Source organism: Cellulosilyticum lentocellum DSM 5427, from assembly GCF_000178835.2.
In the GTDB taxonomy this organism is placed as follows: Bacteria; Bacillota; Clostridia; order Lachnospirales; family Cellulosilyticaceae; genus Cellulosilyticum; species Cellulosilyticum lentocellum.
Genome location: NC_015275.1, coordinates 2302091 through 2316275 on the forward strand (window position 1 = coordinate 2302091; position 14185 = coordinate 2316275).

Consider the following 14185-nt stretch of genomic DNA (forward strand, 5'->3'; position numbering starts at 1 on the left):
CGTTTTGTATACAGTTCATACTTTAAATAAGATTTCACAAAATGGTTTAGCGTTACTCGGAGATGCTTACAAGGTATCTGATGAATTAAATAATGCTGATGCCATTCTTGTAAGAAGTGCAAAAATGCATGATATGGTTTTACCAGAAAGTGTTAAAGCTGTTGCTAGAGCGGGAGCAGGTGTTAACAACATTCCTATTGAAGCTTATGCAGAAAAGGGGATTGTTGTATTTAATACACCAGGAGCTAATGCAAATGCAGTAAAAGAGTTAGTACTGTGTGGTCTTTTACTTGCTTCTAGAAAAGTTGTAGATGGCATTAATTGGGCTAAAACCTTAGAATCAGATGTAGCTAAAACAGTAGAAAAAGGTAAGGGTGCTTTTGGCGGTGGAGAAATTCTTGGTAAAAAGCTAGGTGTTATTGGTCTGGGTGCTATTGGTGTTATGGTAGCTAATGCCGCACAAGCTTTAGGAATGGAAGTCATCGGCTATGATCCCTATATTTCAGTAGATGCTGCATGGGGGCTTTCACGTCATATTAAGCATGCTAATACTTTAGATGAAATTTATGCTGAAGCAGACTATATTACAATACATGTGCCTCTTTTGGATAGCACAAAACACATGCTCAATAAAGAAGCTTTTGATAAAATGAAGACAGGCGTAGCTGTTCTTAATTTCTCTAGAGATACACTTGTTCAAAATGAGGATATGAAGGTAGCCATTGCTGAAGGTAAGGTAGCTAAGTATGTGACAGATTTTCCTGTAGAAGATGTTCTTAATCAAGAAAACATTATTGCTATTCCTCATTTAGGCGCATCAACAGAAGAATCTGAAGAAAATTGCGCAGTTATGGCAGTTAAAGAAATTAAAGATTATTTAGAACAAGGAAATATCACGCACTCTGTTAATTACCCTGAATGTTCTATGATTTGGAATACAAGCGCTAGACTTGCTATTGCTCATAAAAACACGCCAGCAATTTTAGGTAAAATTACAGCTATTATTGCTGAACAAGGTATCAATATTCAAGATATGACTAATAGAAGCCGTGGTGACTATGCCTATACTTTAATTGATACAGACACTAGCATTTCTGAGGAGGATATTCAAAGAATTGAAAGTGTTGATAATGTCATTAAAGTACGTATATTAACTAAATAATAAGTCATATATAAACTTAGAAGGTAAAGAAAGGAATTAAGAGGACTCTTAGTTCCTTTCTTTTATTGAAAAGAAATAAAGAGGTATTCAAAGAGGAGGTTCAATATGCAGGATTTGTCTTTACATATACTAGATATTGCTCAAAATAGTATCAGAGCGCATGCTGATGAGATACATATTTGCATTGAAGAAATGCCAAGTAAAAATCAGTTAGTTTTATCTATAGAAGATAATGGAAGCGGTATGCCGAAACAACTTGCTAAACAAATCACAGATCCTTTTGTTACAACACGTACTCTAAGGCGTGTAGGTTTGGGCATCCCCTTACTCAAACAGAATTGTGAAAATAGCGAAGGTGAATTAAGTATTGATAGTGAACAAGGTAAGGGAACTATTATAAAAGCAACTATGGCTTATCGGCATATTGATAGGGTACCTTTAGGTGATGTAGTTAGTACACTCATTATCCTTATACAAAGCAATCCTAAAATCAATTTTATTTATAACTATCAGTATGAAGAAAAAAGTTTTGCTTTTGAAACAGCAGAGGTGAAAAAAATTTTAGGAGATGTAGCTATTGATAATTTAGATGTTTTGGCATGGCTTAAAGAATACCTTGAAGAAAATATGAACTCTGTTAAAAAATAAATTATTTTATATTTTGCTGAAATACTAAAAATAAATGATAAATTCTTTGATAATATGCTATAATTCTTATGATTGGATTTAACTATTTAAGATAATTAAAGGGGGCGCAGTATGAAAGGATTAACCTTCAAAAAAGGTATTCATCCCAATTATCATAAGGAAATCACCTGTGATAAGAAGATTGAAGTGATGCTACCGGGAAGTGAACTTGTATTTCCAATGTCACAACATATTGGCACACCGTGCACACCTATTGTAAAAAAAGGTGACCGTGTCTTAGTAGGGCAAAAGATTGGTGAAGCCAGTGGCTTTATTTCTGCTGCCATACATAGTTCTGTATCAGGTACAGTAAAAAGTATAGAAAATCGTTTAACCTTTAGAGGTAATAAGGAAAATAGTATAGTGATTGAAAACGATAATTTGTATGAAGAAACACCTGGAATGGCGACTTCTGCTAAAAGCGATTATAAAAACTTAACTAAAGAAGAACTTATAGGTTTAGTTAAGGAAGCTGGTTTGGTTGGAATGGGGGGGGCTACTTTTCCTACTCATGTCAAATTATCTACCCCACCAGATAAAACAGTAGAATACATTATTATTAATGGTGCAGAATGCGAACCTTATTTGACCTCAGATCACAGGGTCATGCTAGAAAATGGTGAAGAAGTCATAGAAGGTATTAAAATTTTGTTAGAAGTATATAAAGAAGCTAAAGCTATTATTGGCATCGAAAATAATAAGATGGATGCTATCAAGCAGATGAAAATGCTTGCTAAAAATACAGAACGCTTGGAAGTTGTGACTTTAGATACTAAATACCCTCAAGGTTCAGAAAAACATTTAATTTATGCGATTACAAAGAGAGAGGTACCAAGTGGCAAACTACCTATAGATATTGGTTGTATTGTGCAGAATATTGATTCAATGGTTGCTGTTTGCCGCGCTGTTACAAAAGGTCAACCTGTTATGAGACGTATTGTAACTGTATCTGGTAGTGGCGTAAAGAAACCTTGTAATGTTGAAGTGAAAGTAGGTACTTCATTTAAGGAAGTTTTAGAGTATGCTGAGTGGGATATGGAACGAACGGTAAAGATTATTGCCGGAGGTCCTATGATGGGAATTGCTATTTCAGATGTTAATATTCCTGTGATGAAAGGGACGTCTGCCGTTTTATGTTTTACAGATGAAGAAGTAACATCTGTTCCTACGACTCATTGTATGCATTGTGGTAAATGTGTAACAGTATGTCCGATGCATTTGATTCCTAATACTCTTCATAGACATGCACTTCATGAACATTATGATAAGTTTATGGATTATTATGGTATGGATTGTATAGAATGCGGATGCTGTTCCTATACCTGTCCTGCTAAGAGGGATATTGTGCAAAGTATACGTACTGCTAAAGCAGTTATACGTGCGAAAAAATAGAAAAGGAGAATGAGAAATGGATAAAATGTTGGTAGTTTCTTCCTCGCCTCATGTAAGAGCTTCTCACACTACCCATACTATTATGAGAGATGTAATCATTGCCTTGACACCGGCCCTTCTAGCGGGTACTTATTTTTACGGTTTAAGAGCACTTTTAGTTACATTAGTAAGTGTTGTGAGTTGTATAGGGTTTGAGTGGATTTGGGAGAAGATTTTTAACCGTCCGAGTACAGTTGGAGATTTAAGTGCAGTTGTAACAGGCTTATTATTAGCATTTAATTTACCTGCAAATGTTCCTTTTTTTGTTATTATAGTAGGCGCATTTGTGGCTATTATTTTAGCTAAACAAGTTTTTGGAGGGATTGGTCAAAATTTCATTAATCCGGCTTTAGCAGCCAGAGCATTTTTACTATCGGCTTATGCAAGTCATATGAGAAGCTTTCCAGTACCAACACAAGGTTCACTAGGTTTAGGAGTTGATGTTGTGACAGGAGCTACACCTTTAGAACTTATTAAAAATGGAGTGGTAGAGGGATTACCAAGTTTCATGGATGCTTTGATAGGTAATATAGGCGGTTGTATTGGCGAAGCCAGTGCACTGGCTTTATTAATAGGTGCAGCTTATCTTATTATTAGAAAAGTAATTTCATGGCATATTCCTGCTTGTTACATAGGGACTATTTTTGGACTCACCTTTATTTTTAGTGGATTTAGTCAAGGATTTTCATTAGAGCTTCTTTATCAAACATTTTACTCACTATTCTTAGGTGGTATTATTTTAGGAGCTTTCTTTATGGCTACAGATTACACGACTACACCAATGACCCCTAAAGGTCAGATGATATTTGCTATAGGAGCTGGTATTATTACGACACTCATCAGATTATATGGTGGTTATCCAGAAGGTGTAAGTTATAGTATTTTATTTATGAATTTAACAGTACCACTTATTGATATGTATGTAAGAAAACGTCGTTTTGGAGGAGGGGTTAAAGCATGAAAGAAGCATTAAAATTAGGTGCAATCCTCTTTCTCATAACGGGAATTTGTGTAGGATTATTAGGGACAGTTAATCAGATAACACGTCCTATTATTGAAGCTAATAACCTTAAGATAGAGCAAGATTCTATGAAGCAACTTTTAAGTGAAGCAGATACTTTTACTCAGATAGATGCTATTTCAGATACACTTATTAAAAAGGTATTTGTAGCTAAAGCTTCTCATAACGTAGTTGGTTATATTTTGAACGTAGAGCCAAAAGGCTATGGTGGTGCTATTAGCGTGTTAATAGGACTTGATCAAAATAAGGCAGTGAAAGGTGTTAAGATACTAAGTCATTCAGAAACACCAGGTTTTGGTGCTAACGCAGAAAAACCAAGTTTTATTGATCAATATATCGGAAAGCAAGGAACTATCAAAGTAACCAAAACAAGCCCAAAAGAAGATGAGATACAGGCCATAACAGGAGCTACAATTACATCAGCAGCTATTACAGACGGTGTTAATGCAGCAATAGCCTTTGTGGCAGAACACCAAAATGAATGGGGGAGCGTGCAATGAGTATAATAAGTGAACGACTAAAAGCAGGTTTAATAAAAGATAATCCCACCTTTGTTCAAGTATTAGGCATGTGTCCCACACTTGCGGTAACAACAAGTGTAACCAACTCTATTGGTATGGGATTATCTACTACAGCAGTACTCATTTGTTCAAATTTTGTTATTAGTCTTTTAAGAAAAGTAATACCTTCTAAAATTAGAATACCAGCATTTATTGTTATTATTGCTAGTTTTGTAACTGTTATAGAATTTTTATTAAAAGCCTATATACCTAGTTTATATAGTGCTTTAGGTTTATTCATCCCACTTATTGTTGTTAACTGCATTATCTTAGGAAGAGCAGAAGCTTATGCTTCTAAAAATTCGCCTATTGCAGCTGTTTTTGATGGAATAGGGATGGGACTAGGCTTTACAGTTTCTTTAACAGTTATTGGTTGCATTAGGGAAATATTAGGAGCGGGTACTTTTATGGGGTATCCGGTAACACCTAGTTTTTATACACCAGCTACCATTATGATTCTAGCGCCAGGTGCTTTCTTTACACTAGGTATTTTGATGGCCATATTGAACACGATTAAAGCTAAAAAACAATAGGAGGGGAAATAAATGGAATTATTATTACTTTTTATTGGCGCAGCATTAGTCAATAACTTTGTACTTGTTAAATTCCTAGGAATATGTGCCTTCCTAGGTGTTTCTAAAAAAGTAGAGACGTCACTTGGTATGGGAGCAGCAGTAACTTTTGTTATGGGACTTGCCTCTATGTTCTCTTATTTAGTGTATCGTTATATTTTAGTACCATTAGAACTAGAGTATTTATACACACTTGCATTTATTTTGGTAATTGCTTCTTTAGTTCAATTTGTTGAGATGGTTATTCAAAAAGTAAGTCCATCACTTCATAGTGCATTAGGTGTCTACTTACCACTTATTACAACTAACTGTGCTGTACTAGGTGTAGCTGTACTCAATATGCAACAGAATTATTCACTTATTCAATCAGTAGTTAATGGCTTAGGTGCGGCGATAGGGTTTACTATTACTATGCTACTTATGTCAGGCATTAGAGAACGTATTGAAGATAATGATGTACTTAGTGGATTTAAGGGCTTGCCATTAGCATTAATGATTGCAGGATTTATGGCTATTGCTTTTTCTGGTTTTCAAAATATGATCAAATAAGGAGGGATTTAGATGGATTTATCAGCAATCTTTTCTCCTGTCATAGCTATAGGTGGAATGGGACTTTTATTTGGAATAGGACTAGGTATTGCAGCTAAAAAGTTTGCCGTTCCTATAGATGAGCGAGTAGAAGCGGTTAAAGAGTTCTTACCGGGTGCTAACTGTGGTGGCTGTGGGTTAGCTGGTTGTGAAGCTATGGCGAAATCAATTGTAACAGGAGAAAGTAATATTAATGCCTGTCCAGTATGTAATGAAGCTCAAATTGAAGCCATTGCAAAAATAATGGGAATAGCAGCTAGTGCTTCAGAAAAGCAAATAGCTGTTGTTAGTTGTAAAGGAAATCATGTTCATGCCCAATTAAAATATAATTATCAAGGTATAGCTAATTGTATGGATGCTCATTTAATAGGTGGAGGTCCTAAAGTATGTGCCTATGGTTGTTTAGGATATGGAAGTTGTCAAAAAGCATGTACATTTGGCGCTATTACTATGGAGGAAGGCCTTCCTATTATTCATCCGGAAAAATGTGTAGGATGTGGTGCTTGTAAGAATGCTTGCCCTAGACATATTATTGAGATCCTTCCTATGAGTACAACCTATCATGTAAACTGTATCTCAAAAGATAAAGGAAAAGAGGTTAAAGCTGCATGCGAAGTGGGTTGTATAGGGTGTGGTATATGTGTTAAGCAATGTGAGGAAGGTGCTATTACACTTGTAGATAATCATGCAGTTATAGAAATGACTAAATGTGTAAGTTGTGGTAAATGTGAAGCTAAATGCCCAACAAAAGCTATCTCTAATCTTTCGAAACAAGTATTAAAGCAAGAAAACAATGCTATATCAGCATCAAGTAGTAGCGTGGTAATATAATTGAATAATAGAGTAATGAAAATGTAGCATAATCTTAATGGTTATGCTACATTTTGAAAAATTGAGTTGTTTTATAATCTTATTCCATATAAATAGAGTCGTAATACAAAGGGGGAGTTATATATGGCAAATCAAAAAACAGAGCAATTTTGGATTTTGTTACTTTGCATGCTATCAGGATTAACTGTAGGTTATTTTGTTGGCAATTTATGTGATCGTGTAAGTTTCTTAAAATGGATGAATTATACAGGTTCTTTTGGCCTTGATCAGCCTGTACAAGTTGACTTGGGTGTGATATGGTTTTCTTTACAGGTTAAATTTAAGATTACATTAACAGCTATTCTGGGCATGCTTGCGGGCGTGTTTGTATATAAAAAAATAAAATAAAGGAAGACCGATATGAAGAAAATAATACTAGCTTCAAGTTCTCCGCGTAGAAGAGAATTGATTCAATTATTAGACTATCCATTTGAAATTCATACTAGAGAAGTGGAAGAAATCATTAATCCGCAACTTTCTCCAGAAGAGAACGTCAAATATTTAGCTAGGCTAAAAGCAGAAGCAGTAGCAAAGGAATATAGCGCTGAATGGATTATTGGTGCTGATACAATGGTGTGTTTGCAAAGTCATATATTAGGAAAGCCTAAGAATGAAGAAGAGGCTAGAAAAATGCTACAATTGTTATCTGGGCAAAGACATCGTGTGATTACAGGTGTAGCTCTTATTAAGAAAAATGAAGTCAGTACTTTTTGTGAAACAACTTATGTTCAAATGAAAATATTAAGTAAGCAGGAAATAGATCATTATGTTGCGACAGGAGAACCTTTAGATAAGGCAGGTGCATATGGTATTCAGGGTAAGGGGGCAATTTTTATAGAAAGCATAGAGGGGGATTATTATAATGTAGTAGGACTCCCAATTCATCAAATTTATAAGAGATTATTAGAAAATTAGGGCCATATGGCCTTTTTTTTATTTGGGTGTATGAAGTGTGAAAATGACGGCAATAATTTGAAGGTAAAGGGGGTATACGATGAGAATTCAAGATCAACCGATAGAAGAAAGGCCTTATGAGAAATTTGGCAAATATGGACCTGATTATTTGTCTAATACAGAACTTCTTGCTATTTTATTACGTTCTGGAACTAAGACATATAATGCAGAGGAACTAGCATGGCATCTATTAACGTATGGGGAAAAAGAAAAACCAGAACATATAAAGACGCCTTCTTTAATTGGCCTTTATCATATATCCTATAATGAACTTATGAGTATTAATGGAATTGGTCCAGTAAAAGCCATACAAATCCTAACATTATTAGAATTAAGTAAAAGAATAACAAAAGAGAAATATCAATCAGGTGAGAAGATTACTTCACCAGCCATCCTCTCATGTTATTTTATGGAAGAACTTAGACATAGCCGTGAAGAACGTTTTATTATTACTTTACTGGATGCCAAGTGTAAAATGATAGGTTATGAAACAGTATCAAAAGGCAGTTTAACAGCTTCTATTGTTCACCCAAGAGAAGTTTATCGTATAGCTATTCAGAAGTCAGCACATAGTATTATTGCTGTTCACAATCATCCTAGTGGAGATCCTACTCCTAGTGAAGAAGATTTACAGATGACTAAACGTCTTCAAAAGGTAGGTGACTTAGTAGGCATTCCACTTTTAGACCATATTATTATTGGAGATGGTATTTATAAGAGTTTTAAAGAAGAAAGTTATCTCTAGATGTTGATAATTGGATGAAAAAAAGGTATGATGTTAAATATGAGATTTTGCAAACAACACATTATATAGATTGAATTAGGAGGATTTTATATGTTTGGAAAAGATATGGGTATTGACTTAGGTACAGCCAATACACTTGTTTTTGTTAAAGGAAAAGGAATTGTAGTTAATGAACCATCAGTAGTAGCAATCAAAGAAAAAACGAATGAAGTATTAGCAGTTGGTGATGAAGCTAAACAAATGATTGGTAGAACACCAGGTAACATTGTAGCTATTAGACCACTTAAAGATGGTGTTATTGCAGACTTTGCAACTACTTCAGCTATGCTACGTTATTTTATTGGTAAAGCATACAAACAATCTTTATTTGCTTCAAAACCACGTGTTATTGTATGCGTGCCATCAGGTGTGACATCTGTTGAAAAGCGTGCTGTTGAAGAAGCTACAGAAAAAGCAGGTGCTAAAAAAGCATTAATTATGGAAGAGCCGATGGCTGCAGCAATCGGTGCACATCTTCGTGTAGAAGAACCAACAGGTAATATGGTTGTAGATATTGGTGGAGGAACAACAGACGTAGCTGTTATTTCATTAGGTGGTATTGTAGCAAGCAAATCACTTCGTATTGCAGGTGATGAATTTGATGAATACATTGTTTCTTATATTAAAAGAGAATACAACTTAATGATTGGTGAAAGAACTGCTGAGCAAATTAAAATTAGTATTGGCGCAGCTTACCCAACAGGTCAAGATGAAACAATGGAGATTAGAGGACGTGACCTTGTAACAGGTCTTCCTAAAGTGCTTACAATTACCTCGACAGAAGTAACAGAAGCTATCAAAGAGCCTGTTAATTCTATTATTGATGCCATTAAATTAACACTTGAAAAAACACCACCAGAACTTGCAGCGGATATTATGGAAAGTGGTATTATGCTAACAGGCGGTGGAGCGCTTTTGACAGGGCTTGATACACTTATTAGCTTAGAAACAGGGATGCCAGTTAAAATAGCAGAGGATCCACTAGATTGTGTTGCTAAAGGAACAGGTTATGCGTTAGAAAATATTGAGAAGTGGTCTGCAATTTTTGCTGATGATAAATAGTATAGGGAGAGAATGCCTTGAAACTTAATAAAAAGGTAAAGAAAATGGGACTTATTGGCGGTGGCCTTTTAATCATAGCCATTGTGATTGGTAAGCAATTCGATATACCCGTTCTTAGTACAGGCGTTAATTATATACTGTATCCTTTTGAAAAAAGTATTCATTTTGTTTCGGATAAAACGAAAAATATTGTGGCGCATTTTCAAAATGTAGATGAATTATTAAAGAGTAATGAAGACTTAGAAGATGAAGTAAGTAGACTTCGTTATGAAAATACGATATTGAATCAATATCAAGAAGAAAATGATAATTTGAGAACACTTTTGGAAATGAAAAAACGTTATGAGGCCTATGAAGGTATTGGAGCTAATGTTATTGGTAAAGAAATTGGCAATTGGTATAAGATTTTTACCATTGATAAGGGAACAAGAAAAGGTGTAGGTAATAATAGCGTTATACTAGCTAATGGTGGTTTAGTTGGACACGTAGATGAAGCAACAGATACGGTTTCAAAAGTTATTTCTATTATTGATAGTAGAAGTGCAGTAAGTGCTAAGGTGGTACGTACAGGGGATGTGGGTATTATCAAAGGTGATATTGAATTAGCCAATGAAGGATTATGTGTTTTAGAAATTAATAGTGAATCAGAAGTTGTTAAGGGTGATCAAATTATTACTTCTCATTTAAGTTCAATTTACCCACCCGGGATTTTAATTGGCACAGTAGAAGAAGTCATCGCAGGTAATAATGACTTAGTTCATTATGCTTATGTAAGGCCTGTTGTAGACTTTAAACATCTAGAACAAGTTTTAGTCATTAATAATGATTAAAGAAGGAGTTAATATGAGAGTTGCAGTAATTGGAAGTTTATTAGTGGTTGTGCATACCTTAAGTGCTACCCTCTTTCAGAACCTAAGAATTGGCAATATAGCTCCTAACTTCATGATTATGATCATTGTATCATTTGCACTATTAAGAGGAAGTAAAGAAGGTGCTTTGGTAGGGGTAGTAGCAGGATTGTTAAATGATATATCATTTGGATTAACCATTGGACCCACCATAATAAGCTATGCGGCTATTGGTTATGTATGTGGAAAATTTAATAAAAATTTCTATAGAGAAAATTTTATTATACCGTTTATTTGTACAATGTTTAGTAGTTTATTTTATAGTTGCACCAATATATTTTCCCTCATGCTAAGAGGAAAGTTAAGCTTTGTTTATTTCTTTAAAGCGATTGTTATACCCGAACTTATTTATACAATCACCATATCACTTATTGTTTATCAGATAGCTTATTTAATTAATGAAAAAATTGAAATTAGCGAACGAAAAACAAGAAATATTTTTTAAAAGCATATATCTTAATGAAAGGAGGAGCAACGTTGAGTAAAATCTTAAACAAGCTTCTCCTTTTTTTAAAAAAATCGCCTATTTTTACTAAGTATAGGTATCACATTAGCATTTGGAATAGTGATTTTTGAGTTCTATGAATTACAAATAATAAAACACCATTATTATGTTGATGCACTTAATAATAGTATACAGAGAACCATTCATATTCCAGGAATACGTGGAACGATTTATGATCGTAATGGAAAAGAAGTAGCTACTAATAAACCGGTTTACGTTATTTATTACAATCTAGAAAAACAAACCTCTATAGAAGAGAAACATAAGCTTTTTATTCAATTAGAAAAAGTAGTTGAAAAAAATGGAGATAGTCTAATAGATGAAGTACCTATCTCTAAACAATCACCTTTTGTTTATACATCCAGTAAGAGTCAAGTTAGGAATTTTTTATATGGCGTGCCTTATGACACAGACTTGCAGCGTGAAGAACTAGAAACTTATACAGCGGAGGAACTTCTGAATTATTTAAAAAAGCGATTTAAAATAGCTGATACGTACACTATGGAAGAAGTTAGGAAGCTTATAGGGATAGAGTATGAATTATATGCCTATTCGTATAAACAATATGAACGTGTTAAATTGTCAGATGAAGTGTCTTCTCAAACTACCTTATATCTTCAAGAGCAAAGCAAAGTATTTCCGGGGATTACTGTAGAAGTTGAAGCAAGGCGAACTTATCCTTATGGTGAAGCTTTAAGTAGTATTTTAGGGTATACGGGAAAAATAACCAGCGTGCAATCTAAAAATTATATTTCAAAAGGCTATCATTTATGGGAAGATGTAGGCCAGATGGGACTTGAAAAAAGTCTTGAAGCTAGTTTGCACGGTGAATCAGGAGAGGAAGTTATTGCAGTTAATCAAAAGGGTCAAAGGGCAGCCACTTTAAATACAAAGGAAGCTAGTACTGGTGCCAGTATATATCTTACTATAGATGCAGATCTTCAATTAGCAACATACAAAAGCATAGAGAAAAGATTAAGTGAAGCCATCATAGAACGCTTATCACAAAAATCTAATCCACTCACTAGTAAGGAAGTGTTGTGTTCAATTATTAGATGTAATACACTTCAAATTGCTTTAATGCAGCAAGCTTCAGAAGGAACTATGCAATTTGATATTTATCAACGTCTCATGGTAGCGTATAATGCACTTGATCCAGTTATAGCCTCTACTATTAGTCTTAAAGATTTATTATTAGAAGGATTTAGTAATGGGACGTTAGTTAAAGAAAAGGAAATACTGTTAGCTTTAAATGAACAAAAAGTAATCTCTTTAAGTCTAAAGCAAATGAGCTTATTAAAAAGTAATTTAGAGGGTACTACAGAAGATTATATAATAACTTTGTTTAAATCAGGTAGCTTAAAACCATCTCAAGTAGATGTTACCCCCTCAAGTGGTGCTGCTGTTATTGTTAATGTTAAAACGGGGGAGGTATTGAGCCAAGTAAGTTATCCAACTTATGATAATAATCAGATGGTAAGTTCCTTTAGTGAATACTGGCCCATTGTTAATAGTGATTCTCGCAGTCTTTTATGGAATAGAAGTATGCAGACATTAAAAGCACCAGGGTCAACTTTTAAGATGCTAACAGCTATTGCTGGATTAGAGGAAGGTGTAATAACACCAGAGGATGAGATTTTAGATGAAGGTATTTATAAAAAAGCAGGTGTTCCGTATCCAAAATGTTGGGTAGCCAATACAAACGGAACTACTCATGGAAAAGTCAATTTAAAAAAGGCATTGGCTGTATCGTGTAATTATTATTTTTATGAAGTAGCTATGCGGCTAGAAAATTTAAGTAAAAAACCGTTTGATGTAGCTAATATTTTTTCCTATTATGGTAAGAAGCTAGGGCTAGACCATGTAACGGGAATTGAGCTAGAAGAAAGTGAGCCTTGTATTTCTAATCCATCTGCTTTTTTAAATAGACAACTTAAAACAGCTTTAAATACTTATCAAGGCGAAATAGCTGAGAATAGGATAAAACGTATTCAAAGTGTAAAAGAAATAATGCGCCAAGGTATGTTAAATGAATTGCCAATAGATTTTCCTATGGACACTGAACAAGCAAAATATTACAAGCAACGATTAGCATTGGCGATCGAGCCTATGGTTCAAAAAGAGCTAACACCTATTTATGAGGAACTTCTTATAGAAATCTACAAGACAATAGATTTGAGGTTAAAAGAGAATGCATCGCTATTTATAGAGCAGTGGATTGAAAAAGCACTAATTGGTGCGGATACTAAGAAGATAGAAATAACAATTAAACAAAGTATGGTAGCTGACATACAAACATGGGTTAGAGAAATACTAGATGCTCATTTAGACGATGTACAAGATGCAATGAATAATGATGAAATACTAGATGCTTATGAAACGACTTATACACAGTTATATCGCCAGCTTATTAGGAACTCAGATAAGAAGGAAGAAGCTAACGTTGTTAAAATACAATTACAAAGGATAAAAACATTAAAAAACAATAATTTTGAAGATATTCTATTAAAAATAAGACAAAATATGATAAATATAATTGTCAATGACTTACTAGATGGTGTAGAATTAAAGTGGAGTGATGGCATTACCGTACGTAGCGCTATAGGTCAAGGAGATAATGTTTTTTCTCCAATGCAAATTGCAAGATATATTGCAGCTATAGCTAATGGTAAGTATATGTGTGACCTAACACTTGTTAAAGGTATGTATGATTATACCAAGGCAACGTATTATACTCAGCTAGATACCAAAAAGACACCTTTAGACTTAAAAGAAGAAACTATCTTAGCCATTCATGAAGGCATGTCAGCTGTTACTTCTGAACCAAATGGTACAGCTTATGGAATGCTTAAAGACTTAGGTATAAGTATAGCTGCTAAGACAGGAACAGCAGAAGAAGGCAATCATGCACACAGTTGGTTTGTTGGTTTTGCACCTACGGATAATCCTGAGATGGCTGTTGTGGTTACGCTGTATGATACAGACCGTTTAGGAAGCTATGGTCAAGAGGTTGCAAAAGACTTAATATCTTGTTATTTTAAGCAAAAAAGATAAGTTATTATTTTAATATAGAATAGAGGG

The 14185-nt window shown here is 34.3% G+C and carries 15 protein-coding genes; all 15 read left to right on the forward strand.

Annotated features, from left to right (window positions below):
• Positions 1-4: 4 nt before the first annotated feature.
• The 15 genes from CLOLE_RS10505 to CLOLE_RS10575 all read left to right on the forward strand — a co-directional run bounded on the left by CLOLE_RS10505 (position 5) and on the right by CLOLE_RS10575 (position 14158).
• The gene (locus CLOLE_RS10505; protein ID WP_013657091.1) at positions 5-1162 is read left to right on the forward strand and encodes a phosphoglycerate dehydrogenase; all 1158 of its coding nucleotides are present in this window, start codon (positions 5-7) and stop codon (positions 1160-1162) included.
• A gap of 105 nt (positions 1163-1267) precedes the next feature.
• A complete protein-coding gene (locus CLOLE_RS10510; RefSeq protein ID WP_013657092.1) occupies positions 1268-1810 on the forward strand; it encodes an ATP-binding protein in 543 nt (180 codons plus the stop codon).
• A gap of 111 nt (positions 1811-1921) precedes the next feature.
• Positions 1922-3241, forward strand: a complete 1320-nt coding sequence (rsxC, locus tag CLOLE_RS10515) for an electron transport complex subunit RsxC (RefSeq protein ID WP_013657093.1) — start codon at positions 1922-1924, stop codon at positions 3239-3241.
• A gap of 16 nt (positions 3242-3257) precedes the next feature.
• Positions 3258-4241 (forward strand): RnfABCDGE type electron transport complex subunit D, encoded by a 984-nt coding sequence (locus CLOLE_RS10520; RefSeq protein ID WP_013657094.1) that lies wholly within the window; start codon positions 3258-3260, stop codon positions 4239-4241.
• Positions 4238-4801: an RnfABCDGE type electron transport complex subunit G gene (locus CLOLE_RS10525; RefSeq protein WP_013657095.1), complete on the forward strand. Its 564-nt coding sequence runs from the start codon at positions 4238-4240 to the stop codon at positions 4799-4801. The genes CLOLE_RS10520 and CLOLE_RS10525 overlap by 4 nt, the downstream gene beginning before the upstream one ends.
• Positions 4798-5394: an electron transport complex subunit RsxE gene (rsxE, locus tag CLOLE_RS10530; RefSeq protein ID WP_013657096.1), complete on the forward strand. Its 597-nt coding sequence runs from the start codon at positions 4798-4800 to the stop codon at positions 5392-5394. The genes CLOLE_RS10525 and rsxE overlap by 4 nt, the downstream gene beginning before the upstream one ends.
• 12 nt (positions 5395-5406) lie before the next feature.
• Positions 5407-5982, forward strand: a complete 576-nt coding sequence (gene rsxA, locus CLOLE_RS10535) for an electron transport complex subunit RsxA (RefSeq protein ID WP_013657097.1) — start codon at positions 5407-5409, stop codon at positions 5980-5982.
• A gap of 12 nt (positions 5983-5994) precedes the next feature.
• Positions 5995-6852 carry an RnfABCDGE type electron transport complex subunit B gene (locus CLOLE_RS10540; RefSeq protein ID WP_013657098.1) on the forward strand — a complete coding sequence of 286 codons (858 nt, stop codon included), beginning with the start codon at positions 5995-5997 and terminating at the stop codon, positions 6850-6852.
• A 123-nt stretch (positions 6853-6975) separates the two neighbouring features.
• Positions 6976-7239, forward strand: a complete 264-nt coding sequence (locus tag CLOLE_RS10545; protein WP_013657099.1) for a DUF4321 domain-containing protein — start codon at positions 6976-6978, stop codon at positions 7237-7239.
• 12 nt (positions 7240-7251) lie between these two features.
• Positions 7252-7806: a Maf family protein gene (locus CLOLE_RS10550; RefSeq protein WP_013657100.1), complete on the forward strand. Its 555-nt coding sequence runs from the start codon at positions 7252-7254 to the stop codon at positions 7804-7806.
• Between the two features lie 79 nt (positions 7807-7885).
• The gene (radC, locus tag CLOLE_RS10555; RefSeq protein WP_013657101.1) at positions 7886-8590 is read left to right on the forward strand and encodes a RadC family protein; all 705 of its coding nucleotides are present in this window, start codon (positions 7886-7888) and stop codon (positions 8588-8590) included.
• A 90-nt stretch (positions 8591-8680) separates the two neighbouring features.
• Positions 8681-9691 (forward strand): rod shape-determining protein, encoded by a 1011-nt coding sequence (gene mreB / locus CLOLE_RS10560; protein WP_013657102.1) that lies wholly within the window; start codon positions 8681-8683, stop codon positions 9689-9691.
• A gap of 17 nt (positions 9692-9708) precedes the next feature.
• Positions 9709-10521, forward strand: coding sequence for a rod shape-determining protein MreC (gene mreC, locus CLOLE_RS10565; RefSeq protein WP_013657103.1), 813 nt, complete (start codon positions 9709-9711; stop codon positions 10519-10521).
• 13 nt (positions 10522-10534) lie between these two features.
• Positions 10535-11044 (forward strand): rod shape-determining protein MreD, encoded by a 510-nt coding sequence (gene mreD / locus CLOLE_RS10570; protein WP_013657104.1) that lies wholly within the window; start codon positions 10535-10537, stop codon positions 11042-11044.
• A gap of 120 nt (positions 11045-11164) precedes the next feature.
• Complete coding sequence (locus tag CLOLE_RS10575) at positions 11165-14158, forward strand: penicillin-binding transpeptidase domain-containing protein (protein WP_013657105.1); 2994 nt, start codon at positions 11165-11167, stop codon at positions 14156-14158.
• Positions 14159-14185: the final 27 nt, after the last annotated feature.

Excerpts from the sequence above, each read along its gene's own strand:
- CLOLE_RS10510 (WP_013657092.1), top strand. The coding sequence starts at position 1,268 with ATGCAGGATTTGTCTTTACATATACTAGATATTGCTCAAAATAGTATC.
- CLOLE_RS10540 (WP_013657098.1), top strand. The coding sequence starts at position 5,995 with ATGGATTTATCAGCAATCTTTTCTCCTGTCATAGCTATAGGTGGAATG.
- mreB (WP_013657102.1), top strand. The coding sequence starts at position 8,681 with ATGTTTGGAAAAGATATGGGTATTGACTTAGGTACAGCCAATACACTT.
- rsxC (WP_013657093.1), top strand. The coding sequence starts at position 1,922 with ATGAAAGGATTAACCTTCAAAAAAGGTATTCATCCCAATTATCATAAG.
- rsxE (WP_013657096.1), top strand. The coding sequence starts at position 4,798 with ATGAGTATAATAAGTGAACGACTAAAAGCAGGTTTAATAAAAGATAAT.
- radC (WP_013657101.1), top strand. The coding sequence starts at position 7,886 with ATGAGAATTCAAGATCAACCGATAGAAGAAAGGCCTTATGAGAAATTT.
- CLOLE_RS10545 (WP_013657099.1), top strand. The coding sequence starts at position 6,976 with ATGGCAAATCAAAAAACAGAGCAATTTTGGATTTTGTTACTTTGCATG.
- rsxA (WP_013657097.1), top strand. The coding sequence starts at position 5,407 with ATGGAATTATTATTACTTTTTATTGGCGCAGCATTAGTCAATAACTTT.
- mreD (WP_013657104.1), top strand. The coding sequence starts at position 10,535 with ATGAGAGTTGCAGTAATTGGAAGTTTATTAGTGGTTGTGCATACCTTA.
- CLOLE_RS10525 (WP_013657095.1), top strand. The coding sequence starts at position 4,238 with ATGAAAGAAGCATTAAAATTAGGTGCAATCCTCTTTCTCATAACGGGA.
- CLOLE_RS10520 (WP_013657094.1), top strand. The coding sequence starts at position 3,258 with ATGGATAAAATGTTGGTAGTTTCTTCCTCGCCTCATGTAAGAGCTTCT.
- CLOLE_RS10550 (WP_013657100.1), top strand. The coding sequence starts at position 7,252 with ATGAAGAAAATAATACTAGCTTCAAGTTCTCCGCGTAGAAGAGAATTG.